We start from the raw sequence: 23411 nt of genomic DNA, 5'->3' as shown, positions 1-23411 counted from the left end.
CTTTATCCCTTCACACACACCACCTGACGCAGGGTATGCAGCACTTCCACCAGCTCGCGCTGGGCGTCCATCACGGCATCGATGTCCTTGTAAGCCATCGGGATCTCATCGATCACGTCTTTGTCCTTGCGGCATTCGACGTGGGCGGTGGCGCGCACCTGGTCCTCGACGCTGAACAGCTTCTTGGCCTTGGTGCGGCTCATGGTCCGCCCGGCGCCGTGGCTGCACGAGCAGAAGGCTTCCTCGTTACCCAGGCCGCGGACGATGAAGCTCTTGGCGCCCATCGACCCCGGAATTATGCCGAGCTGGCCCTTCTGCGCGGACACCGCGCCTTTACGCGTTACCAATACCTCTTCACCGAAGTGGCGTTCCTTCTGCACATAGTTGTGGTGGCAGTTCACCGCTTCCAGGCTGGCCTCGAACGGCTTGCGAATGACTTGCCGCGCCGCTGCGATCACTGCGCGCATCATCAGCTCGCGGTTCTGCCGGGCGAAGTCCTGGGCCCAGCCCACGGCTTCCACGTAGTCGTCGAAGTGCTGGCTGCCTTCCTCGAAGTAGGCCAGGTCGCGGTCCGGCAGGTTGGCGATGTGCTGGCGCATATCGGCCTGGGCCAGTTCGATGAACAGGTTGCCGATGGCGTTACCTACGCCGCGCGATCCGCTGTGCAGCATGAACCAGACACGGTTGGCCTCGTCGAGGCAGACTTCGATGAAGTGGTTGCCGGTGCCGAGGGTTCCCAGGTGCTTGCGGTTGTTGGTTTTCTCCAGCTTCGGGTGCTTGTCGGTGATCACCTTGAAGCGCCCGGCCAGCGCCTTCCAGGCACCATCGGCGTGCTCGGGCACGTCCTCCCAGGCGCCCTGGTCGCGGCGGCCGAAGGTCTTGCCGTGGGGCACGGCCTTCTCGATGGCAGTGCGCAGGCCGTGCAGGTTGTCCGGCAGGTCCGAGGCCACCAGCGAGGTGCGCGCCGCGATCATCCCGCAGCCGATGTCCACGCCAACGGCGGCCGGGATGATGGCGCCTTTAGTGGGGATCACGCTGCCGATGGTCGAGCCCTTGCCCAGGTGTACGTCCGGCATCACGGCCAGGTGCTTGAAGATGAAAGGCATCCTTGCGGTGTTCATCAGTTGCTGCTTGGCGTCTTCTTCCACCGGTACGCCCTGGGTCCAGAGCTTGATCGGTTTGCCGTTGGCGACTTCCAGCAGTTGGAAGGTCTTGTTGCTCATGCTTCGATTCTCTGTTTGTTGAGGCCGGAAGCGGGTTGTGCCCGGCCATCGCGAATTCGTTTGTTCAGTCGGCAGGCGCGGCAGCGTATCGCCGTGGCAAACACCTGTCCCTGACAGTCTTCGTACCACCACTTCTGCTGGGCGGCGGTCCAGGTCTGTTCGGCGCCGCAGTCGTGGCAGATGAAGTGTTGGTCCTCGTACCAGCCGCGGCGCACGAATAACGGGTCGCCGTAGCTGTTATAGGGCGCCAGGTTCGAACGCGTGACCGGCAGGCTGCCGGGCGGTGCCAGGCGGCTTTCGGGGTGCCTGGCGTGCTCGGCCTTCCAGGCCTTGCGTCGCTCGCGCTTCTGGCGGATTTCCTGGCGGCGCTGCTTGTTGCTTTTCACGGTGCCGACTCCTGCGCCTGGCAGGCCCTCGTCAGGCCTGCTTCAGCGTAACCAGTCCATTCAATACCTGATCCAGGCCGCCGAATACCGAGATGCGGTCGATTCGTTCGGCCACCCGTTCCAGGGTTTCCAGTTCCTTCAGGCGCAGGGCGGTGGGGTTGTCTTCCATCACCTTGGCCGTGTTCAGCAGCGAGCGGGTCGCCGAGGTTTCTTCACGACGACGGATCACGTTCGCCTGCGCGGCCTTCTCCGCCTCCACCACCTGGGCCAGCAGGGTCTTCATCTCGCCCGGCAGGATGATGTCGCGAACGCCCAGGCCGCTGACCTCGATGCCGGTGCCCGGCAGCCGCTCCTTCAGGTAGGCGCTGACCGAGTCGTCGATGAACTGCTTGTTCTCCAGCAGCTCATCCAGCGAGCGGGTGCCCACCGCTGCGCGCAGGCCGAACTGCAGTTCGCGGTAGAGGTGCTCCAGTGGCTTGGACAGGCTGGAAAACGCCGTCAGCACGTCGCTGTAACGCCAGTTGGCGGCCAGATTCAGGCGCAGGCTCACCTTGTCGCGGGTGAGGATTTCCTGGCCGCTGACCTCCAGCGCCTGGATCCGCGTATCGATCAGTTCCACGCTGACCTGGCGGTTATAGCGCCAGAAGCCGTACTGGCCCGCCGGCAGCAGCTCGACCACCGCGCCATCGACCTTCAGCACACCGACCTGGTAGGCCGGCACCAGGGTTACCAGCAGTGCCTCGACACCGATCACGCTGCGGCCGCGCAGGTTGCCTTGCAGCTGCTGCAACAGCGACGCAGCGACGCGGTACTCCTGGCTCAGGTCGATGCGCTCCAGGCGCTGCTCGGTCTGGCCTTTCCAGTACAGCCGGCGGCTGCCCGGCGCGAGGATTTCCGCCAGTACACCGTCCTCGAAGCGCAGGCCGACCTCGTTCTCGGCCAGGTCCATGCGGCTGAAGTAGCGTTCGACCAGCGCAGGCTCCGACTGGCGCAGGTAGCCGGCCAGGCGGTGTTCGAACAGCGGGGTGTTCAGGCTGAAGGTTTCCACGCTCAGGCGGTTGTACAGGTCCAGGTGGCGGTGGATGCCCGGCTCGAGGATCGCCAGGAAATCGCCCTCGGAGTACAGCAGGCCGCGTTCGTTCTTCTTCACGGTAAAGCGCTTCAGCAGTTTCATCTCGTTGTCTTCCTTCTTCTCTTTGTCCTTGGGTGCCGGTGTTCGCCGGCCCGTCGGGTGGCGAGGCGGGGGCCTGCGAGAGCCAGGTACTGCGGACGTCCTGTCCATTGCGCCGAATCCATCGGCCAGCACCTGCCTTGTCGCGGGCCCGGTCCTCGTACCGGGCGGGCCGGCGGTGGCTTCGGGTCCCTGGCGTATCTGGCCTTCCTGGCCTCTTTGCGCCTATCCCGTCGCCCAACGGCGGGGTGTTGCTTTCATGAATAGCTGCCTTGACAGGGCAGTGTTCGAGCGGGAGTCGAACCCGCGACAGGCCATCCGAAAATGGCTGCTCTACCGGACTGAGCTATCGAACGGCGCGGGCAGGATTCGAACCTGCGACGGCTCCCTCGAAGGGGAGTGCTCTACCGGGCTGAGCTACCGCGCCATCGACCGTGACTGCTGCAGCGGCATGCACGAAGCCGACACCAGGGGTGGGCTCGGGCACCGGCGGGAGTTGAAGTCCCTGCCCGTGGGCTGCATCAGTGATGCGGTCGAGGGAGATATAGCGAGGGGCGTGCCAGGTTTGTTTTCGATGGCTGCGAAATATTTATAACTATTTGATAAATAAGCATTTAATTGTTTTTATCGGGCGACTTTTCGATTTCGTCGATTGGCTGAAGTGGCTATTTATGGATACTCTGGAATCGTTGTTTATCTTGATGGATAAAAGATGAAAGCCAAGAAAACCGTCGCCATCGGCTTCCTCGGTTCGACCCTGGATCGCGTCGGCAAGGGTGCCGCGCGCTGGCAGAAGTGGCGGCCGACGGTCGGGTTGTGCCAGCAGCAGGACTTGCTGATCGACCGCCTGGAGCTGATCCACGGCGTGGATGCACGGGATGCCAGCCTGGCCGAACGCATCGCCGCTGACGTGCGGCACATCTCCCCGGAAACCGAGGTGCGCCTGCAGCCCATGGCGCTGCGCAATCCGTGGGATTTCGAGGAGGTATACGGCGCGTTGCACGATTTCGTCGCTGGCTACAGCTTCGACACCGAACGCGAGGATTACCTGGTGCACATCACCACCGGGACTCACGTCGCGCAAATCTGCTGGTTCCTCCTGACTGAAGCGCGTTACCTGCCGGCGCGGCTGGTGCAGGCCTCGCCGTCGCGGCGCAAGGACGAGGCGCGGCAGCCGGAAGGGACAGTCGCGATCATTGATCTCGACCTGTCGCGCTATGACCGCATCGCCACGCGCTTCCGTCGTGAGCAGGAGGAGAGCCTGGCTTTCCTGAAGTCCGGCATTGCCACGCGCAACGCCGAATTCAACCGTTCCATCGAACAGATCGAGCGGGTTGCCGGGCGCTCCCGCGCGCCGATGCTGCTGATCGGTCCGACCGGTGCGGGCAAGTCGTTCCTTGCCCGCCGGGTGTACGAACTCAAGCGCGCACGTCACCAGTTCCAGGGACGCTTCGTCGAAGTGAACTGCGCGACATTGCGCGGCGACGGTGCCATGTCGGCGTTGTTCGGCCATATCAAGGGGGCCTTCACCGGCGCGCAGAACGCCCGTGAAGGCCTGCTGCGCGCGGCGGATGGCGGCATGCTGTTCCTTGACGAAATCGGCGAGCTGGGTCTCGACGAGCAGGCCATGCTGCTCAAGGCGATTGAAGAGAAGCGCTTCTTCCCGCTGGGTTCGGATCGCGAGGTGGGCAGCGACTTCCAACTGATCGCCGGGACCCACCGGGATCTGCGCGAGAGGGTGGCGCAGGGGCTTTTCCGCGAGGACCTGTTCGCCCGTATCAACCTCTGGACCTTCGATCTGCCGGGGCTGGCCGGACGTCGTGAGGACATCGAGCCGAACATCGACTTCGAACTGGAGCGCCACGCCCGCGAGCAGGGTCGCCTGGTGCGTTTCAACCGCGAGGCACGCACGCGTTACCTGGCCTTCGCCAACTCGGCGCAGGCCTTGTGGAGCGGCAACTTCCGCGAGCTGTCGGCGTCCGTCACACGCATGGCGACCCTGGCCGACAGCGGGCGCATCGACGAGACGCTGGTGGAAGAAGAGATCGGTCGACTACGCCGCTCCTGGGGTGCTGCCCAGGCGCAGAGCCCGCTGGACGGCCTGCTGGGAGAGCGCGGCGCAGCGCTGGACCTGTTCGACCGCCTGCAACTGGAAGCGGTGATCGATGTCTGCCGGCAGGCGCGCAGCCTGTCCGACGCCGGTCGCCAGCTGTTCGCCGTCTCGCGCCAGGAAAAGCAGAATCCCAACGACGCCGACCGCCTGCGCAAGTACCTGGCGCGCTTCGGCCTGGATTGGCCCGGAATCACCGGCGGGGTGCGCTAGAATCGGCGTTTTGCGCTGACGGCAAGGAGCCGATCATGGATGAGCCGATGAATGTCGAGCAGCTGTGCCGGCGCATCGAGGCGGGCGAAGCGTTCAAGTACCTGTGCTTCTGGGGGCATCGTCCCAAGCGCTCCGTGGAAGTCGACAAGAGCTGCTTCAGCCAGTGGTTCGAGGCAGACTTCGAGATCGACGGCGTGACCTACAGCAGCGCCGAGCACTACATGATGGCCGGCAAGGCCCGGCTGTTCGGCGACGAGGCGGCGCTGGCGCGGATTCTCGCGGCACGTACGCCGGCCGAGGCGAAGTCCATCGGCCGCGAGATCCTCGGCTTCGACGACGTAGCCTGGAACGCTGTACGCCTGGATATCGTGACCCGCGCCAACGTCGCGAAGTTCGGGCAGAACCCTGCCTTGCGCGAGTTCCTGCTGGGCACGGGCGATCGCGTGCTGGTCGAGGCCAGCCCGGTGGATGCGATCTGGGGCATTGGCCTGGCGGCCGATCACCCTGATGCGGGCAATCCGAGACGCTGGCGCGGGCTGAACCTGCTGGGCTTCGCCTTGATGGGCGCGCGCGCCACACTGCGCGAGGAAGGGCGAGATGCCTGAGTTCACACCGGCGCAGCAGCAACTGCTGCGCGAGCATCGCCTGGCCTGGCCTGGTTCGCCGGGCGCATCATCCACGACGCGCAGCCGCCGATCAGTGCTGCCCAGTTGGCCGAAATCGAACGACGCCTGGGCAGCTCGCTGCCGCCCGAGCTGGTCGCCCTGTGGCGCTGCGCCTTCGGTGGTCGCCTGGACTACGAGCTGTGCGTGGACTACGGCGGTCATCTGCATCCCTATTCCTTCAACGAGTTGTTCTATCCGGACAGCGACGGCTACCACGACCTGTGGGGCTGGCTGGAGCATGAACAGGAATGCGCGGCGGAAGTCGCCGACGAGAATGGCCAGCAATGGGATGGGCGCGTGGGCTTCCTGCCCATCGGCGGTTTCGAGTACCTGGAGCGGGTCTACGTTTGCGTCGAGGCGGAAGAGTTCGGTGCTGTCTACGCCTGGAGCCGCGCATTGCCGCCAGCCTGGCCGCTGCGCCTGCACGAGGATGCGCTGACCCGGGTGGCCGACGATCTAACCGGTCTGTTTGCGCTGCTGGGCTTCGATGAGGACCCGTTCGTCGAGGGCGCGGACTGCGGGCAGGAACTGCTCGAGGCACTGGATGAGCTGGCCGCCTCGGGCGCCGAGGGTGAAGCGCTGGCGCAACGGCTGCAGGATTCGCTGCGGCTGCTGCTGCGCGACTGGCGCGCGGCGCTTGAGCGGGGGCACATCGCCGGGGAAGCGGAGCTGCAGCGCCTGGCCCTGATGCACGCGGTGCGCAGCAACGATATCGCGTTGCTGGAACAGCTGCGCGACCAGGGTTGCGACCTTGGCCGGCTGTTGACCGGCGGTGGAAATGCGCCGGTGCACGCGCGGGTGATGCAGCGCGAAGCCCTGGTGCGGTGGTTTGCCGAGCAGGGCATCGCGGAGCGCCAACTGGATCAGTAGTGGTACCAGCGCAGCTCCAGCATCACTTCGCTGCGGGGGCTGGCCTCATGGCTGAACTCACGCTGGGCCGACAGGCGCAGGCCGAGGTTGCGGCCCAGTTCCACCTGCTGGCCGAAGCTCAGGGTGCGGCGTACTTCGCCGTTGTGGAAGTAGTCGCCCTTGCCTTCGAGGCTTAGATTGCCCAGTGGGTTGCTCCATAGCACGCCGGTGTCGAAGCCCATGGCCGGGGCGATGGTGGCGGCGAAGTCCTGGTTGTTCTCGATGCGCGCGGTACCCAGGGCGTAGGCCTGCAGGTCGTCGGTCAGCTTCCAGCTGCCGCCGGCGCCGCCATTGAGGTGGCCGACCAGGGTGTCGTGGTCGTTGTCGCTGTGTTTGCCGATTACCCGCTCCCAGCCGCCGGCGACCTGCCAGGACAATGGCTTGAGCAGCTCGTTGCGCGGTGTCATGGAGCGGATGGTGACCAGGTCCAGTTGCTGCAGTTGCCAGCGGTTGCCCTCGTACTGGCGCAGCTTGAGCTGGCCGATCTCGATCTGTGCGCCCAGCGGGAAGCCGTAGGCGTTGTCGTCGAGGTCGTGGTAGGCCATGCGCAGCCCGTACTGGGCAAAGGCTTCGCCGTCGCGGCTGCCGGCGCCGACCTGCCAGGTACGCGATTCGTGGCCGTTCTCCGGTTGGCCGGGGCGCTCCACGTCCAGTGTCGGCGGCGGGTTCTGGTTGATCGCCTTGAGCAGGTTGTAGCTGCGTGAGGCGGTGGATTGGTCGCGCTCCTGGCCGGTGGCGCGGTAGCGTACCAGGCGGAAAGCGGTGTCCTGCACCAGGGCCTGGCGGTCGGCAGGCAGGGCGGCGAACTCGGGGCTCTGCAACTGGCCGTCGTCATCGGCGATGCGCCGTGCCAGCACTTTCTCGTCGTGGCTCAGCGGCTGGCCACGGGCCAGCAGCTCGCGCTCGCGGGATGGCCGGTAGTCCACCCGGTCGATCAGCCCGGCGTCCTTCACCGCGCGCACCGTGTCGGTGGGGATGGCGGTGAGCGGGAAGTGGTCGGTGAGTTCGGTGCCTGGGCGGGCGATCTCCAGCAGCTCCAGCAGGCGGAAGGAGCAGTTCTCGTCGAAGAAGTAGTACTTGAAGCGGATCTGCTTCAGCTCCCAGACGTGCTCGACCATGCGCGCGGTTTCTTCCGGCGTCAGGTTCAGGCGGTATTCCCAGAGGTCTCGGTTCTCCAGGCGGCTGTATTCGGCGAGCTTCTCGCGGTAGGGCACCAGGGCGAACAGGCCGGGGTAGCCGCCCATCAGGCCCTTCCAGGCGTAGAGGATGCTGTTGTCCATTCCCTCGATGTAGGCGCCGAAGTTGAGCGCGTAGCTGAGCAGGGCGGTGTTGTCGGAGTCGACGTCGGCCTGGTCGATGCGCAGCAGGGTGTGGCCGAACATCGAGGACGGGCTGTTCAGGTAGGCGGCCGGGAACACCAGCACGGCGCTGTGCGGGTTGATGTCCTGGTACCAGGTGGTGAATTCCTTGCACTCGACCGCCGGCAGGTCGTCGAGCTGCAACTGCTGGCGCAGCCAGCGGGTGCGCGCCGGGTAGGCGCACTGGGCATGCTTGTCACCAAGGCTCGCGGGGGCGTACAGGGCCTTCACGGTGGCGGCCAGTTCGGATTGCGGATGGCGCTCTCCGTCCTTGGCGAGGAAGAACTTCGGGTCGTCGACGAAGCTGCGCCAGCCGCCGAGCTTGGCGTGTTCATAGTGACCCAGGGCCAGCCAGTAGGGTTCGTCGGCCAGTGTCTGCAGACGTTGTGGATCGATCGCCGGCGAAGCCAGCAGTGGGGTGCAGGCGCACAGCGCCATCCAGGGCAACAGGCGTTTGGGCATCGAGTGGGCTACTGGAAGGGAAAGGTGAGCCCGCCCGGAGCGGGCGGGCTCGCGTTGGCCGTCAGGCCTGTTCGGCGTACTTGGCCAGGGTGCTGTCCTGTTTCAGGACGGCCTGGGTGTTGGCGTAGACGTCCTCGGCAGTCACGTCGGACTTGTTGAAGATCTGAGCGAAGTGCTCGTGGGTGACCTGGGCGAAGTGCGCGCGATCCTCGGGCTTGACGCCCAGCACCACGGCGTAGGTGGTCAGCGCTTCGCCGTCACCCTTGGCCATGTCTTCGGACAGCTCGTCCATCATGCTGCTGAGCACGATCATCGGCTTGCCGCCGTAGGTCAGCGCGCCATTGGTGTGGCAGCCGTTGGTGCCGGTGGTCATGCCGAAGGTGTTGTTGCCGCTGGTGCCGTTGGTGGTGGCGGCCAGGACGTGGGTAGCGGTGCCGCGCTGGCCCTTGAACAGCATGTTGCCCCAGCCGCAGCCGTCGCTGCCTGGAGCATCGGCGAGGGCACTGAGGGACGCGGTGGCGAGGAGGGTACCGAGCAGAATCCTTTTCATCTTTTTTCTCTCTTTTTGAGGTCGGGGACCGTTGATCAGTCGCTGACAGCGAAACAGCGCCTGGCCAGAGCTTTTCTCCAATGCCTTGCAGGTGTCAAGGCAACCGCTGCCGCAGCGAGTATGGCCGGACTCGACTGGAAAGGCTCGGATGACCGGCAGTTGATCGGTATCAGCGGCGGAAGGCTTGGAACCGACCACACTTGAATCAGTTCCCTTGCGAGGAAGTAGTCATGGTCGATTTCGATCCACGGCCAGCGCTGGACCAGTTGGCAGCCGAATATTCCAAACGCGCCGAGGCCATCCGCCGCGACCTGGGCCGCAGCCATTCGCCGGACTTCGCCGAACAGGCCCAGCAGCGGCAGAACGACGATGTGTTGCGCGCCCTGCTGGCCGAAGCCGAGGCTGGCATGCGCCTGGTGGGGCTGGCGCGGCTGCGTTTGGCCGACGGCACCTATGGTGAATGCGCACGCTGTGGCGAAGCCATCGAGGAGCGCCGGTTGCATGCCTTGCCGGCCGCCGAGCACTGTCTGCGCTGCGCCGATGCAGTGGACTGAAACTGTCACCAATACTGCCTTGCCAGTGGCGCGCGGGCGGCGCGAGAATGCGGACGAATCTCCGCGGCCTCGCGCCGCCCGAAGCAAGGACCTCCAATGCCCGATTCCGTTGCTGCCGGCCTGCGCCTGGCGCCCGATGAACTGACCCGCCCCTTCACCCCCGAACAGTTTCCCTTCAAGACCACCGAAGAACTGGAGCCTTTCCTGGGCGTGCTCGGACAGGAGCGTGCGGTCGAGGCGCTGCAGTTCGGCGTGGCGATGCCGCGTCCGGGGTACAACGTGTTCGTCATGGGCGAGCCGGGCACCGGCCGTTTTTCCTTCGTGCAGCGTTACCTGAAGGCCGAGGGCAAGCGCCTGCCGACGCCGGCCGACTGGGTCTACGTCAACAATTTCGATGACTCGCGCGAGCCGCGGGTGATCGAGCTGCCGCCGGGCAGCGCCGCCGAGTTCGGCACCGACATCGACCATCTGATCGACAACCTGCTCTCCACCTTCCCCTCGGTGTTCGAGAACCCGGCGTACCAGCAGAAGAAGAGCGCCATCGACCGCGCCTTCAACCAGCGCTATGACAAGGCCCTGGATACCGTCGAGCGCCTGGCGCTGGAGAAGGAAGTCGCCCTCTACCGCGACAGCGCCAACATCGCCTTCACCCCGATGAAGGACGGCAAGGCGCTGGATGAAGCCGAGTTCGCCCAACTGCCGGAAGAGGAGCGCGAGCGCTTCCACGCCGACATCGCCGACCTCGAGGAGCATCTCAACGAGGAGCTTTCCAGCCTGCCGCAATGGAAGCGCGAGTCCAGCAACCAGCTGCGTCAGCTCAATGAGGAAACCATCACCCTGGCGCTGCAGCCGCTGCTGGCGCCGCTGGTGGAGAAGTACAACAACAACTCCGGGGTCAGCGCCTACCTGCAGGCCATGCAGCTCAACCTGCTGAAGACCGTGGTCGATCAGCTGGTCGACGCCGAGCGCACCGATCCGCAGCGCAAGCAGAGCCTGGAGGAGCAGTACGCGCCGAACCAGGCGATTGCCCACCACGCCACCAGCGGCGCGCCGGTAGTGTTCGAATCGCACCCGACCTATGACAACCTGTTCGGCCGCATCGAGTACGCCTCCGATCAGGGCGCGCTGTACACCAGCTACCGCCAGCTGCGCCCCGGTGCGCTGCACCGTGCCAACGGCGGCTTCCTGGTATTGGAAGCGGAGAAGCTGCTCAGCGAGCCGTTCGTCTGGGACGCCCTCAAGCGTGCGCTGCAGTCGCGTCAATTGAAGATGGAATCGCCACTGGCCGAACTCGGCCGCCTGACCGCGATGAGCCTGACGCCCCAGGTGATCCCGCTGAACATCAAGGTGATCATCATCGGCTCGCGGCAGATCTACTACACGCTGCAGGACCTGGACCCGGACTTCCAGGAGATGTTCCGCGTGCTGGTGGACTTCGACGAGGACATCCCGCTCGCCGAAGACAGCCTCGAACAGTTCGCCCAGTTGCTCAAGACCCGCACCTCGGAAGAGGGACTGGCGCCGCTGACCCGCGAGGCCGTCGCGCGCCTGGCCACCTACAGCGCCCGCCTGGCAGAGCACCAGGGGCGGCTCTCGGCGCGCATCGGCGACCTGTTCCAACTGGTCAGCGAAGCGGACTTCATCCGCCAGCTTGCCGGCCAGGAAGTGACCGACCTGGGTCACATCGAGCGCGCCCTGAAGGCCAAGGAAACCCGCACCGGCCGCGTGTCGGCGCGAATCCTCGACGACATTCTCGCCGGCATCATCCTGATCGACAGCGAAGGCGCCGCCGTGGGCAAGTGCAACGGCCTGACCGTGCTGGAAGTCGGCGACTCGGCGTTCGGCATGCCGGCGCGCATTTCCGCGACGGTCTATCCCGGTGGCAGCGGCATCGTCGACATCGAGCGCGAGGTCAACCTCGGCCAGCCGATCCACTCCAAGGGTGTGATGATCCTCACCGGCTACCTCGGCAGCCGCTATGCCCAGGAATTCCCCCTGGAAATTTCCGCGAGCATCGCCCTGGAGCAGTCCTACGGCTACGTGGACGGCGACAGTGCTTCGCTGGGCGAGGTCTGCACGCTGATCTCCGCCCTGTCGCGCACGCCGCTGCGGCAATGCTTCGCCATCACCGGCTCGATCAACCAGTTCGGCGAGGTGCAGGCAGTCGGCGGGGTCAACGAGAAGATCGAGGGCTTCTTCCGTCTCTGCGAGGCGCGTGGCCTGACCGGGGAGCAGGGTGTGATTATCCCGCGCGCCAACGTTGCCACCCTGATGCTCGACGAGCGCGTGCTGCAGGCGGTGCGCAACGGCGAGTTCCATATCTACGCCGTGCGCCAGGCCGACGAGGCGCTGAGCCTGCTGGTCGGCGAACCGGCCGGTGCGCCGGATGCCAAGGGTCATTTCCCCAAGGGCAGCGTCAATGCCCGTGTCGTCGAGCGCCTGAAGGAAATCTCCGAACTGGGCATGGACGAAGAGGAAAAGGAAAAGCCGGCCAAGGAGCCAGCCGCAGCCAAGCCCGCCAGCAAGCCGAAGGCGCCGGTGGAAAAGGCCCCTGTGGACAAAGCTCCTGTCGACCAGGCTCCAGTGAAAAAGGAACGTGCCCGCAAGAAGAAAGACGCCGACTGAGTGCGGCCAGGGCAGGGCGCCGGTGGGGACATTCCACCGGCGCCATTTTCATGCCGTTGCCCGCAAGATGGCCGGATAAATCCGCACTTTCGCGTGTCAGAACCTGGGTGTAGTCTCAATCCCAGGACAACCGCGAGGGTGCCGCCATGCCGCGTAACCTCTGCCTTATCCGCCCCTGTCTGGGGCTGACCACGCGCATCGAGTGCGAGATCAGGCCGCTGGCCGGAGAGAATGGACTCTGGACCTTGTTGTGCGCCGCCGGCATGTCCGGTGCGCAGCCCACCGCCATCAAGGCGCAGGGCCCGTTCTGCGGGCCTTTCGTGGCCGAAGGCGTGCTCGAGGCGATCTCCGACTGCCTGGCCCAGCAGGGCTACATCGTGGCAGACGATCCCCCCATCTGGCAGTTGCACCTGCAAGGCGAACTGCGCCGCCTGAACGGCGAACGCTCGCGCCATGTCGGCAACTTCCAGTTCCGCCCCGAAGGTTGAGGCTCTCAAGGCTCAGAGAGCGATTGGGCAGTCCCTGCACGATCCGCTGAAGGCCGCGGGGCGCTTGGCTGCTACGGTTTCATACCGTGGCCGCCCACCTATTTATCCACAGACATATTTATCTATAGAAAGCCGGGATAACTCGCAAAGGTCATCCGCTATACTGCGGCCGCCCTTTTCCCACGACCTCCCTGCGAGCACCATGGAACGATTCGTCGAAAACTCCCTGTACGCCGCGCGCTGGCTGCTGGCGCCGATCTACATCGGCCTGTCGCTGGCCCTGCTGGCGCTGACCATCAAATTCTTCCAGGAAATCTTCCACATCCTGCCCAGCATCTTCAGCATCGCCGAGGCGGACCTGATCCTGGTGCTGCTGTCGCTGATCGACATGGCCCTGGTCGGCGGGCTGCTGGTGATGGTGATGTTCTCCGGCTACGAAAACTTCGTGTCGCAGCTGGATATCGACGAAGGCAAGGAAAAGCTCAGCTGGCTCGGCAAGATGGACGCCAGTTCGCTGAAGAACAAGGTGGCGGCTTCCATCGTGGCGATCTCTTCGATCCATCTGCTGCGCATCTTCATGGACGCCAAGAACATCGAAGACAACAAGCTGATGTGGTACGTGATCATGCACCTGACCTTCGTCCTCTCGGCCTTCGCCATGGGCTATCTGGACAAGGCCACGCGCCACGATCACTGACGGTATTCCGCGTCATCCGAACCGCCCGGCCGTTGCAAAACGGACGGGCGGTTGCGTTTTCGGCTTGCGGTGAGCGCCTGCTGGTCAAGACTTTCCGCGGGGATCAATCCGCAGGAGGTGCAGCACATGAATCTGCAGGAACTGACCAGCCGCTCCGTCGCCGGCGACATCGACGAGATCAACCTGGTGTCGCTGGAGGGTGATATCTACGTGTTGGAGGCACGCATGGGCGCGCGCTTCTATCCAGTCCAGGACGAGGCCGGGCATGTCATCAGCGTGCGCTCCGTTGCCCATGCGCGAGAAGTGCTCCGTGCGTTGCCCAATGTTCCCTTCCATCTGGTACATGCCGTGGTGCACGACGAGATGTGCGGCATGGACGATGAGCGCGACATCGGCGCGGGCGTGACCATCCCGTTGCATTAGGTTCCGGGCGCTGGGCCCGTCCCGCTGCGCGAGGCTCGCGCGGTGGGGGCGGCGGTGCATCTGTGCTAGGCTGGCGGCCCTTTTTTGAACCCCCAGCGGAGCGCCGCCATGAGCGAACTCAACCTTTCCACCGACGAAGCCCGCGTCAGCTACGGCATTGGCCGTCAGCTGGGCGACCAGCTGCGCGAGAACCCGGTTCCGGGCATGACCCTCGACGCCATCCTGGCTGGCCTGTCCGACGCCTACGCCGGCGCCGAAAGCCGCGTTCCGGGCGAGGCCCTGTCCGCCAGCTTCCAGGTGATCCGCGAGCGCATGCAGGCTGAAGCCCAGGCCAAAGCCGAAGCTGCCGCCGCCGTTGGCCGCGAGTACCTGGTGGACAACGCCAAGCGCGAAGGCGTGACTGTCCTGCCGTCCGGTCTGCAGTACGAAGTACTGGTCAGCGGCGAAGGTGCCAAGCCGTCCCGCGAAGACACCGTGCGTACCCACTACCACGGCACCCTGGTCGACGGCACCGTCTTCGACAGCTCCTACGAGCGCGGCCAGCCGGCAGAATTCCCGGTGGGTGGTGTAATCGCCGGTTGGGTCGAGGCCCTGCAACTGATGAACGCTGGCAGCAAATGGCGTCTGCACGTGCCGAGCGAGCTGGCCTACGGCGGCCAGGCCGTCGGCAGCATCCCGCCGCACAGTGTGCTGGTGTTCGATGTCGAGCTGCTGGAAATCCTCTGATTCCCGAGGGTTCGCTGCGGAGCGCCATCCCTGGCCGCTCCGCAGGAAAAGGGGCGCTTCGGCGCCCCTTTGTGCATCCGCCTCCCGGGCGGCGGAGCACCGGCGGCGCGTCCTGCACCGCCGCAATCTTCACACTGCACCCGCTTTTTGTAGGACCGAGGGGGGGCGCCCAGCCATTGCTCGCGAACCTCTCGGCACCGCTGCAAGGGTTGTTTGCAGCCGTGGTTGTGGTCGACTAGCGCAGTGCGCGGGCATAACAGAACAGGAACAGGTTGCGCACCAGCTCCTTGAGTACCAGTGGCTCGCTGGTGCTCAGTTCGGACAGCTCCAGGCCACCCTGTTCACGCAGTTCATCCAGGGCTTCTTCTTCGAGTACCGCGCAGACTTCCCCGGTGTCCCGATGCAGGATGCGCAGGTAGGGATGTGGGCGATCCAGCCAGGCGTCGATCATGTAGGTCATGGCGTGTTCCTCCGTGCAGACCGTTTAATGAGAATAATTCTTATTATCTCAATAGCAAGCCTGAATTGGAAAAATTTTCACGCAGGCGACGATCTGTTGTTCCCGGTCAACGGCTAGGCAATAAAAAGCCCGCCGCGGCGAACCGGGGCGGGCTTTGGCGAAGCGGCGGATCAGTGTGTGCGGGCGACCGAGAACTCGGCCAGTTCGATCAGCGCGGCGCGGTATTCGTTGTCCGGCAGTGACTTGAGGTGCTCGATGGCGCGGGCGGCATAGTCACGAGCCAGGTTGGCGGTGTAGTCCAGGGCGCCGGCAGCCTCGACGGCGGCGCGGATGCCTTCCAGATCCTGGCTGCCGCCCTGCTGGATGGCCTTGCGCACCAGCGCGGCCTGTTCCGGGGTGCCGTCGCGCATGGTGGCGATCAGCGGCAGGGTAGGCTTGCCTTCGGCGAGGTCATCGCCGACGTTCTTGCCCAGGCTGGCAGCGTCGCCGCGGTAGTCGAGCAGGTCGTCCACCAACTGGAAGGCGATGCCCAGGGCGTCGCCGAACAGGCGCAGCGCCTCGGCCTGCTCGGCCGGCGCTTCGGCCAGCGCAGCGGCGCTGTGGGTGGACGCTTCGAAGAGCATCGCGGTCTTGCCGCGGATGACTTCCATGTAGGTTTCTTCGGTAGTACTGGCGTCGCGAACCTTGGACAGCTGCAGTACTTCGCCCTCGGCGATCACGCGGGTGGCCTGGGAAATGATGCGCATGACCGGCATGGAGCCCAGCTCGACCATCATTTCGAAGGAGCGCGCATAAAGGAAGTCGCCCACCAGCACGCTCGGCGCGTTGCCCCATTGGGCATTGGCAGTGGCGCGGCCGCGGCGCAGGCCGGAAGCGTCGACCACGTCGTCGTGCAGCAGGGTGGAGGTGTGCAGGAATTCGATGGTGGCGGCCAGCAGCTTCAGGTCATCGCCCGAATAGCCCAGGGCCTTGCCCGAGAGAAGCACCAGCAGCGGGCGAAGGCGCTTGCCGCCGGCGGAGATGATGTAGTCGCCGATCTTTTCCACCAGGGGAACGCGGGAAGTGAGTTGGCGACGGATGATGCCGTCGACGGCGGTGAAGTCGTCCGCCACCACGCGATAGAAAGCCTGGGGTTGCATTAAAGACAGCGCTCCTCGTAGATTGCGCGGCATGCTAGGTGGCGGGGGGAAGGCCTGTCAAGGCAAGGCCCCATGGGGCTTGATCCGCGCCGAGTGTTTGCGTAGAATCGCGGCCCCGAACTTCCCTGGCATATCCTGCCTTACGCAATTGCACGGGCGTCCTTTCCGGCCCCATGCAGCCATGCCGACCGATTCCTCTTTCTATAAAGCGTCGGGTGAGCAGGTCTAACGGAGACATCCAGATGTACGCAGTAATTGTTACTGGTGGCAAGCAATACAAAGTCACCGAAGGCGAATTCCTCAAGGTCGAGAAACTCGACGTTGCCACCGGCGAAGCGATCAACCTGGATCGCATCCTGCTGGTCGCCAACGGCGATGACGTCAAGATCGGCCTGCCGGTGGTAGAAGGCGCGAAAGTGACCGCAGAAGTGGTTTCCCACGGTCGTCACGACAAAGTGCGCATCATCAAGTTCCGCCGCCGCAAGCACCACATGAAGCGTCAGGGCCACCGCCAGTGGTTCACTGAAATCAAGATCACCGGCATCCAGGCCTAATTCCTCTTCAGGAGAATTGACTCATGGCACACAAAAAAGCTGGCGGTAGTACCCGCAACGGCCGCGACTCAGAAAGCAAACGCCTTGGCGTGAAGCTGTTCGGTAGCCAGGCTGTGAAAGCAGGCAACATCATCGTGCGTCAGCGCGGTACCCAGTTCCACGCTGGCTACGGCGTTGGCATGGGCAAGGATCACACCCTGTTCGCTAAAGTCGACGGCGTGATCAAGTTCGAAGTGAAAGGCGCCTTTGGCCGTCGCTATGTAAGCGTCGTCGCTGCCTAAGCGAGCTCTCACTGAAAAAGCCCTGTCTCGCGACGGGGCTTTTTTGTTTCTGGCGTTTCCAGGCGAGGTGCTGTCGGTTCGGGCGTTTGCGCGGACTTGGCTGTATCCTATGCTCCTTTTCTTATTTTCAACCCGCCGGCTCGGCGGGAGGCGTTCGCAATGAAATTCGTCGACGAAGTATCCATCCACGTGAAAGCCGGTGACGGCGGCAACGGCCTCATGAGCTTCCGCCGCGAGAAGTTCATCGAGAAAGGCGGTCCCAACGGCGGTGACGGTGGCGACGGCGGCTCGGTGTATCTCGAGGCCGACGAGAACCTGAATACCCTGGTGGACTACCGCTACACCCGTCGTTTCGACGCCCAGCGCGGCGAGAACGGCGGCAGCAAGGACTGCACGGGCGCCAAGGGCGACGATCTCGTCCTGCCCGTGCCGGTCGGCACCACCATCATCGATGCCAATACCCAGGAGATCATCGGCGACCTGACCGTTGCCGGTCAGCGCATCATGGTTGCGCAGGGTGGTTGGCACGGTCTGGGCAATACCCGCTTCAAGTCCAGCACCAACCGTGCGCCGCGCCAGACCACTCCAGGCAAGCCTGGCGATGCACGTGATCTCAAGCTGGAGCTGAAGGTGCTGGCGGACGTCGGTCTGCTCGGCCTGCCCAACGCCGGCAAGAGCACCTTTATCCGTGCGGTGTCTGCCGCCAAGCCGAAGGTTGCCGACTATCCCTTCACCACCCTGGTGCCAAACCTGGGCGTGGTCAGCGTCGGTCGCTTCAAGAGCTTCGTGGTCGCCGACATTCCCGGCCTGATCGAAGGTGCCGCCGAAGGTGCCGGCCTGGGTATCCGCTTCCTCAAGCACCTGGCGCGTACTCGCCTGCTGCTGCATATCGTCGACATGGCGCCGCTGGATGAGAGTGACCCGGCCGATGCTGCGGAAACCATCGTCCACGAGCTGGAAAAATTCAGCCCGGCGCTGACCGAGCGTGATCGCTGGCTGGTGCTGAACAAGATGGACCAGATCCTCGAGCCCGAGGAGCAGGAGCGTCGCAAGCAGGCTGTGGTCGAGCGCCTCGGTTGGGAGGGGCCGGTCTACGTGATTTCTGCTCTGGAGCGCGAAGGCACCGAGAAGCTGAGCCAGGACATCATGAAGTACCTCGACGAGCGCACTCTGCGGATCGAGGAAGAGCCGGCCTATGGCGAAGCCCTGGCGGCCCTGGATCAGCGCATCGAAGACGAGGCTCGCGCCCGTCTGCAGGCTCTGGACGACGCCCGTGCACTGCGTCGCTCTGGTCTGAAGAATGTCGACGATGTGGATGACGATGATTTCGAGGATGACGAAGACGACGGCGATGGGCCGGAAATCTTCTACGTGCCTTGATCGGAGCTGCGCCCGCCGGTCCGGATGAAACGTGTGAAGCCTGACTTCTAGAGCCTGTTCAAAGTCTCGCCGAGCGCAGCTCAGGCAAGGCAAAAGCAGGTGAAAAAGCGCAGTTTACGAGTGGTAAATGAGCATTTTGAGCCTGCTTTTAACGCAGCATGGGCAAGCGCAGGCAGACATTGGACAGGTTCTAAGGTTGAGGGTATGCGTGAGAAGGTAACTGGCGCCAAGCGCTGGGTAGTCAAGATTGGCAGTGCGTTGCTGACCGCCGATGGTCGCGGTCTGGATCGCGACGCCATGGCGGTCTGGGTCGAGCAGATGGTCGCGCTGCATTGCGCGGGCGTCGAGCTGGTGCTGGTGTCTTCCGGTGCTGTGGCGGCGGGCATGAGTCGCCTGGGTTGGGTTGCTCGACCTAGTGACATGCACGAGCTGCAGGCGGCCGCCGCGGTGGGGCAGATGGGCCTGGTGCAGGCCTGGGAGTCGAGCTTCGGCGTGCACGGCTTGCAGACCGCTCAGGTGCTGTTGACCCATGACGACCTGTCCGATCGCAAGCGCTACCTGAACGGGCGCAACACCTTGCGCACGCTGGTGGATCTCGGCGTGATCCCGGTGATCAACGAGAACGACACCGTGGTCACCGACGAGATCCGCTTCGGCGACAACGACACCCTGGCGGCGCTGGTGGCCAACCTGGTCGAGGCTGACCTGCTGGTGATCCTCACCGATCGCGACGGCATGTTCGATGCCGATCCGCGCAATAACCCCGATGCCCAACTGATCTTCGAGGCTCGTGCCGATGATGCGGCGCTGGATGCCGTGGCTGGCGGTACGGGCGGCGCGCTGGGGCGCGGCGGCATGCAGACCAAGCTGCGCGCGGCCCGTCTCGCGGCGCGTTCCGGTGCGCATACGGTCATCGTTGGTGGTCGTATCGAGCGCGTGCTGGATCGTCTGCGTGTGGGTGAGCGTCTCGGTACGCTGCTGACTCCCGAGCGGAGCCGCAAGGCCGCGCGCAAGCAGTGGCTGGCCGGCCACCTGCAGATGCGCGGCACCCTGGTGCTCGACGATGGTGCGGTGAAGGCGCTGTCGCAGGATCACAAGAGCCTGCTGCCGGTCGGTGTGAAGGCTGTGCAGGGCAGCTTCCGGCGCGGTGAGATGGTGGTCTGTGTGGATCAGCAGGGTCGCGAGATCGCCCGTGGGCTGGCCAACTACAGTGCGCTCGAGGCGCAAAAGATCATCGGCCAGCCGACCGACGCGATCGAAGGTCTGTTGGGTTATGTCGATGGTCCGGAGCTGGTGCACCGCGACAACCTGGTTCTGGTCTGAGGAGCGTTCGCATGCGCAAGGGATTGATCGCTGCACTGCTGTTGCTGCCGGCATTGGCCCGCGCCGATGTGGTCGGTGAGGTGTCCACTGTTTTCAAATGGGTCGGGCCTAACGACAAGATCGTCGTTGAGGCTTTCGATGATCCCAAGGTGGAGGGTGTCAGTTGCTACCTGTCGCGAGCCAAGACTGGCGGTGTGAAGGGTGGTCTGGGGCTGGCGGAAGATCGTGCCGAGGCATCGATCTCCTGTCGCCAGGTGGGGCCGATCCGCTTTGCAGGTGAGCTCAAGGACGGCGAGGTGGTGTTCCAGCAGCGTACCTCTCTGGTGTTCAAGACCATGCAGGTGGTGCGTTTCTTCGACAAGAAGCGCAATGCGCTGGTCTATCTGGTCTACAGCGACCGGGTGATCGAGGGCAGTCCGCAGAATGCGGTGACGGCGATCCCGATCATGCCGTGGCCTGAGAAGTAAGAAAGAAAAGGGCGGGTTGACCGCCCTTTCTTTTTGCCTGCAGAAAAACAGCCCTATGGATAAGTGTCCGGCAAGCAAATCGCAGGCAATAAAAAACCGGCCCTGGGGCCGGTTTTTCAAGAACGGAACGCTTACGCGGTGGCCAGGGCCTTCACGTGGGCGTTCAGGCGGCTCTTGTGGCGAGCGGCCTTGTTCTTGTGGATGATGCCTTTGTCAGCCATGCGGTCGATGACCGGTACGGCAGCAACCAGAGCGGCCTGGGCCTTCGGCAGGTCCTTGGCGTCGACTGCTTTGACTACGTTCTTGATGTAGGTACGAACCATGGAACGCAGGCTGGCGTTGTGGCTGCGACGCTTCTCAGCCTGTTTGGCGCGTTTTTTGGCGGAAGGTGTGTTGGCCACCGTCGAGCTCCTCGAAAAAAACTTGGGATGTTGCGAATAAATTAAGGCCGCGAATAATGCCGTTGCATCAAGGCCTTGTCAAGGGTATGGGCAACCTCCGACGAGTGGTGCGACGGGCGCACACTGGCCGGTGGACGGGGTGATTTATTCGCACCGCGGCCCTACACTGCTGCGCTTCGCCTGGCGCTCGAGCAGTCGCTCGAAGCCAGTGCCGCGCCCGGCAGGGGCGGCCATTCTACCTGTTTTGGACGCTATGAACCTACTCAAATCGCTGGCCGCGGTCAGCTCGATGACCATGATCTCGCGGGTGCTCGGCTTCGTGCGTGACACGATCGTCGCGCGCATGTTCGGCGCCGGCATGGCCACCGACGCCTTCTTCGTCGCCTTCAAGCTGCCCAACCTGCTGCGCCGCATATTCGCCGAGGGCGCCTTCTCCCAGGCTTTCGTGCCGATCCTGGCGGAGTACAAAACCCAGCAGGGCGAGGAGGCGACGCGCACCTTCATCGCCTATGTGTCCGGTCTGCTGACGCTGATCCTGGCGCTGGTCACCGCACTGGGAATGCTGGCTGCACCCTGGGTGATCTGGGTGACGGCGCCCGGCTTTGTCGATTCGCCGGAGAAGTTCGAACTCACCAGCTCCCTGCTGCGGGTGACCTTCCCTTATATCCTGCTGATCTCGCTGGCCTCCCTGGCGGGGGCGATCCTCAATACCTGGAACCGCTTCTCGGTGCCGGCCTTCGTGCCGACCCTGCTGAACGTCAGCATGATCCTCTTCGCGCTGTTCCTGACGCCGTACTTCGACCCGCCGATCATGGCGCTGGGCTGGGCGGTACTGGCTGGCGGTCTGGCGCAGCTTCTTTATCAGCTGCCGCACCTGAAGAAGATCGGCATGCTGGTGCTGCCGCGCATCAACCTGCGCGATTCCGGCGTCTGGCGCGTGATGAAACAGATGGGGCCGGCGATCCTCGGTGTCTCGGTCAGCCAGATTTCGCTGATCATCAACACTATCTTCGCCTCGTTCCTGGTTGCCGGTTCCGTGTCCTGGATGTACTACGCGGATCGTCTGATGGAGCTGCCGTCCGGCGTGCTCGGCGTGGCGCTGGGCACCATCCTGCTGCCGTCGCTGGCCAAGACCTACGCCAGCGATGACCGCCACGAGTATTCGCGGCTGATGGACTGGGGCTTGCGCCTGTGCTTCCTGCTGGTGTTGCCGTGCTCCCTGGCGCTGGCCGTGATCGCCGAGCCGCTGACCGTCGCGCTGTTCCAGTACGGCAAGTTCAGCGCCCACGACGCCCTGATGACCCAGCACGCGCTGATCGCTTATGCGGTCGGCCTGCTCGGCATCATCCTGGTGAAGGTGCTGGCGCCGGGCTTTTATGCGCGGCAGAACATCAAGACACCGGTGAAAATCGCGCTGTTCACCCTGGTTTCCACCCAACTGATGAACCTGGTGTTCATTGGCTCGCTCAAGCACGCGGGCCTGGCCCTGGCCATCAGCCTGGCGGCCTGCCTGAACGCGGGCTTGCTGTTCTGGCAGTTGCGCAAGCAGCAACTGTTCGAGCCGCAGTCGGGCTGGGGCAAGTTCATCGGCAAATTAGTCGTAGCTGTACTGGTGATGTGCGCGGTGCTGATTGGCATGATGCACTTCATGCCGGCCTGGGATCAGGGCGGCATGCCGATTCGCCTGGTGCGCCTGGGTGCGCTGGTGGTGGCCGGTGTGGTCGCCTATTTCGGTATGCTGGCGCTTCTCGGCTTCCGCCTGCGGGACTTCTCCCGCCGCGCGGTGCTGTAGCCTTCGCCGGGCAAAGCATTGCATCCGTTTGCGGCGACGGCATTTTGCCTGTCGCGCGGCGGCGGGTGTGGGTATAATCGACCACTTTCTGAGCAATACGCGCGCTATGCAGCTGCTTCGAGGCCTTCACAACCTGCGGCCCCTGTCCGGGGGCTGTGTCGCCACCATCGGTAATTTCGACGGCGTCCATCTCGGCCACCAGGCGATCCTGGGGCGTCTGCGCGAGCGTTCGCTGGAGCTGGGCGTGCCCAGCTGCGTGGTGATCTTCGAGCCGCAGCCGCGCGAATATTTCGCGCCCGATGCCGCGCCGGTGCGCCTGAGCCGCCTGCGCGAGAAGCTCGAACTGCTGCGCCAGTACGGCGTCGACTTTGTCCTCTGCCTGGCGTTCAACCGCCGTCTGCGCGAGCTGTCGGCCGCCGAGTTCGTTCGCCAGGTGCTGGTGGAGGGCCTGCGCGTTCGCCATCTGGAAGTGGGCGATGATTTTCGCTTCGGCTGCGACCGTTCCGGCGACTTCGCTTTCCTGGTCAACGCCAGTGCGGAGCAGGGCTTCACCGTCGAAGCCGCGACCACCGTGGAAGTCGACGGCATGCGTGTGAGCAGCTCGCGTATCCGCAAGGACCTGGCCGACGGCGACCTGCACATGGTCGAACGCCTGCTGGGGCGCCCGTATCGCCTGAGCGGCCGCGTGCTGCACGGGCAGAAGCTGGGGCGCACGCTGGGTTCGCCCACCGCGAACATCCAGCTCAAGCGCCGCAAGGCGCCGCTCAATGGCGTTTACCTGGTCAGCACGATGGTGGCTGGCCAGCGCCAGAACGGGGTTGCCAACATCGGCACCCGGCCGTCCGTGAATGGCGACGGTCGGCCCCATCTGGAAGTGCATCTGCTGGATTTCGCCGGCGATCTGTACGGCCAGCACCTGGATATCACGTTCCACCAGAAGCTGCGTGATGAGCAGCGTTTTGCCTCGCTCGAGGCACTCAAGGCGGCCATCCTCGCCGACATCGCCGCCGCCCGAGCCTACTGGCTGGGCCAACCGCTTGATTGAAGATCCTGA

24 protein-coding genes and 1 tRNA gene are annotated in these 23411 nt (G+C 64.3%); 16 read left to right on the top strand and 9 right to left on the bottom strand.

Annotated elements, in window-relative coordinates:
- Positions 1-2 precede the first annotated feature (2 nt).
- The 4 genes from N5C91_RS11145 to N5C91_RS11130 form a co-directional block, all read right to left on the bottom strand.
- Entirely contained in the window at positions 3-1223 is a 1221-nt protein-coding gene (locus N5C91_RS11145) for an RtcB family protein (RefSeq protein ID WP_236200439.1), read from the bottom strand.
- A complete protein-coding gene (locus tag N5C91_RS11140) occupies positions 1220-1609 on the bottom strand; it encodes a zinc-ribbon domain-containing protein (RefSeq protein ID WP_236200438.1) in 390 nt (129 codons plus the stop codon). The genes N5C91_RS11145 and N5C91_RS11140 overlap by 4 nt, the downstream gene beginning before the upstream one ends.
- A gap of 31 nt (positions 1610-1640) precedes the next feature.
- Positions 1641-2783 carry a slipin family protein gene (locus N5C91_RS11135; RefSeq protein WP_279829629.1) on the bottom strand — a complete coding sequence of 381 codons (1143 nt, stop codon included), beginning with the start codon at positions 2781-2783 and terminating at the stop codon, positions 1641-1643.
- Between the two features lie 351 nt (positions 2784-3134).
- Positions 3135-3207: transfer RNA gene (locus tag N5C91_RS11130), tRNA-OTHER, on the bottom strand.
- Between the two features lie 285 nt (positions 3208-3492).
- On the opposite strand from N5C91_RS11130, the gene rtcR reads away from it, so the two are divergent.
- Genes rtcR through N5C91_RS11115 form a run of 3 tightly spaced genes read left to right on the top strand, consistent with a single transcriptional unit; the run spans position 3493 to position 6638 of the window.
- Entirely contained in the window at positions 3493-5103 is a 1611-nt protein-coding gene (rtcR, locus tag N5C91_RS11125) for an RNA repair transcriptional activator RtcR (protein ID WP_236200436.1), read from the top strand.
- A 35-nt stretch (positions 5104-5138) separates the two neighbouring features.
- The gene (locus N5C91_RS11120) at positions 5139-5708 is read left to right on the top strand and encodes an NADAR family protein (RefSeq protein WP_279829626.1); all 570 of its coding nucleotides are present in this window, start codon (positions 5139-5141) and stop codon (positions 5706-5708) included.
- A 45-nt stretch (positions 5709-5753) separates the two neighbouring features.
- Entirely contained in the window at positions 5754-6638 is an 885-nt protein-coding gene (locus N5C91_RS11115; RefSeq protein WP_347815396.1) for an SMI1/KNR4 family protein, read from the top strand.
- On the opposite strand, the gene N5C91_RS11110 is transcribed toward N5C91_RS11115, so the two are convergent.
- Positions 6632-8497 carry a DUF4105 domain-containing protein gene (locus N5C91_RS11110; RefSeq protein WP_279829624.1) on the bottom strand — a complete coding sequence of 622 codons (1866 nt, stop codon included), beginning with the start codon at positions 8495-8497 and terminating at the stop codon, positions 6632-6634. The two genes, N5C91_RS11115 and N5C91_RS11110, sit on opposite strands and share 7 nt — an antisense overlap.
- Before the next feature lie 61 nt (positions 8498-8558).
- A complete protein-coding gene (locus N5C91_RS11105; protein ID WP_038803701.1) occupies positions 8559-9047 on the bottom strand; it encodes a DUF3015 domain-containing protein in 489 nt (162 codons plus the stop codon).
- A 230-nt stretch (positions 9048-9277) separates the two neighbouring features.
- Here N5C91_RS11105 and N5C91_RS11100 point away from each other — a divergent pair, with 230 nt between their 5' ends.
- The 6 genes from N5C91_RS11100 (at position 9278) to N5C91_RS11075 (ending at position 14560) form a co-directional block, all read left to right on the top strand.
- Positions 9278-9601: a TraR/DksA family transcriptional regulator gene (locus tag N5C91_RS11100; RefSeq protein WP_236200432.1), complete on the top strand. Its 324-nt coding sequence runs from the start codon at positions 9278-9280 to the stop codon at positions 9599-9601.
- Positions 9602-9697: 96 nt separating this feature from the next.
- Positions 9698-12226: an ATP-binding protein gene (locus N5C91_RS11095; RefSeq protein WP_236200431.1), complete on the top strand. Its 2529-nt coding sequence runs from the start codon at positions 9698-9700 to the stop codon at positions 12224-12226.
- A gap of 146 nt (positions 12227-12372) precedes the next feature.
- On the top strand, positions 12373-12714 hold the full coding sequence (locus N5C91_RS11090; protein ID WP_024763074.1) for a hypothetical protein: 342 nt from the start codon (positions 12373-12375) through the stop codon (positions 12712-12714).
- A 202-nt stretch (positions 12715-12916) separates the two neighbouring features.
- Positions 12917-13411 (top strand): TIGR00645 family protein, encoded by a 495-nt coding sequence (locus N5C91_RS11085; protein WP_017521628.1) that lies wholly within the window; start codon positions 12917-12919, stop codon positions 13409-13411.
- A gap of 126 nt (positions 13412-13537) precedes the next feature.
- Complete coding sequence (locus N5C91_RS11080; protein ID WP_037014909.1) at positions 13538-13834, top strand: DUF6482 family protein; 297 nt, start codon at positions 13538-13540, stop codon at positions 13832-13834.
- A 108-nt stretch (positions 13835-13942) separates the two neighbouring features.
- Positions 13943-14560, top strand: coding sequence for an FKBP-type peptidyl-prolyl cis-trans isomerase (locus N5C91_RS11075; protein ID WP_236200430.1), 618 nt, complete (start codon positions 13943-13945; stop codon positions 14558-14560).
- Between the two features lie 235 nt (positions 14561-14795).
- Here the strand turns inward: N5C91_RS11075 and N5C91_RS11070 are convergent, their stop codons facing one another.
- Together N5C91_RS11070 and N5C91_RS11065 are read right to left on the bottom strand one after the other, a co-directional pair.
- A complete protein-coding gene (locus N5C91_RS11070) occupies positions 14796-15020 on the bottom strand; it encodes a hypothetical protein (protein ID WP_024763077.1) in 225 nt (74 codons plus the stop codon).
- 170 nt (positions 15021-15190) lie between these two features.
- Complete coding sequence (locus N5C91_RS11065) at positions 15191-16159, bottom strand: polyprenyl synthetase family protein (RefSeq protein WP_279829617.1); 969 nt, start codon at positions 16157-16159, stop codon at positions 15191-15193.
- Between the two features lie 242 nt (positions 16160-16401).
- Here N5C91_RS11065 and rplU point away from each other — a divergent pair, with 242 nt between their 5' ends.
- From rplU to N5C91_RS11040, 5 genes are all read left to right on the top strand, one after another.
- Entirely contained in the window at positions 16402-16713 is a 312-nt protein-coding gene (rplU, locus tag N5C91_RS11060; RefSeq protein WP_015475683.1) for a 50S ribosomal protein L21, read from the top strand.
- 23 nt (positions 16714-16736) lie between these two features.
- Entirely contained in the window at positions 16737-16994 is a 258-nt protein-coding gene (gene rpmA / locus N5C91_RS11055) for a 50S ribosomal protein L27 (RefSeq protein ID WP_017521622.1), read from the top strand.
- A 159-nt stretch (positions 16995-17153) separates the two neighbouring features.
- Complete coding sequence (gene cgtA, locus N5C91_RS11050) at positions 17154-18374, top strand: Obg family GTPase CgtA (protein ID WP_024763079.1); 1221 nt, start codon at positions 17154-17156, stop codon at positions 18372-18374.
- A 204-nt stretch (positions 18375-18578) separates the two neighbouring features.
- Positions 18579-19697: a glutamate 5-kinase gene (gene proB / locus N5C91_RS11045; RefSeq protein WP_279829611.1), complete on the top strand. Its 1119-nt coding sequence runs from the start codon at positions 18579-18581 to the stop codon at positions 19695-19697.
- An 11-nt stretch (positions 19698-19708) separates the two neighbouring features.
- Entirely contained in the window at positions 19709-20164 is a 456-nt protein-coding gene (locus N5C91_RS11040; RefSeq protein ID WP_226045986.1) for a CreA family protein, read from the top strand.
- A gap of 131 nt (positions 20165-20295) precedes the next feature.
- Here N5C91_RS11040 and rpsT read toward each other — a convergent pair whose 3' ends face one another.
- Positions 20296-20565 carry a 30S ribosomal protein S20 gene (gene rpsT, locus N5C91_RS11035; protein ID WP_009617555.1) on the bottom strand — a complete coding sequence of 90 codons (270 nt, stop codon included), beginning with the start codon at positions 20563-20565 and terminating at the stop codon, positions 20296-20298.
- 253 nt (positions 20566-20818) lie between these two features.
- Here rpsT and murJ point away from each other — a divergent pair, with 253 nt between their 5' ends.
- A complete protein-coding gene (murJ, locus tag N5C91_RS11030) occupies positions 20819-22357 on the top strand; it encodes a murein biosynthesis integral membrane protein MurJ (protein WP_279829608.1) in 1539 nt (512 codons plus the stop codon).
- A 106-nt stretch (positions 22358-22463) separates the two neighbouring features.
- Positions 22464-23402, top strand: coding sequence for a bifunctional riboflavin kinase/FAD synthetase (gene ribF, locus N5C91_RS11025; protein WP_205339098.1), 939 nt, complete (start codon positions 22464-22466; stop codon positions 23400-23402).
- Positions 23403-23411 lie beyond the last annotated feature (9 nt).

This window comes from Pseudomonas sp. GD03903, from assembly GCF_029840045.1.
In the GTDB taxonomy this organism is placed as follows: domain Bacteria; phylum Pseudomonadota; class Gammaproteobacteria; order Pseudomonadales; family Pseudomonadaceae; genus Pseudomonas; species Pseudomonas pseudonitroreducens.
Note: the sequence above shows the minus strand (reverse complement) of the source record. Positions and strands in the feature narration are given on the sequence as shown.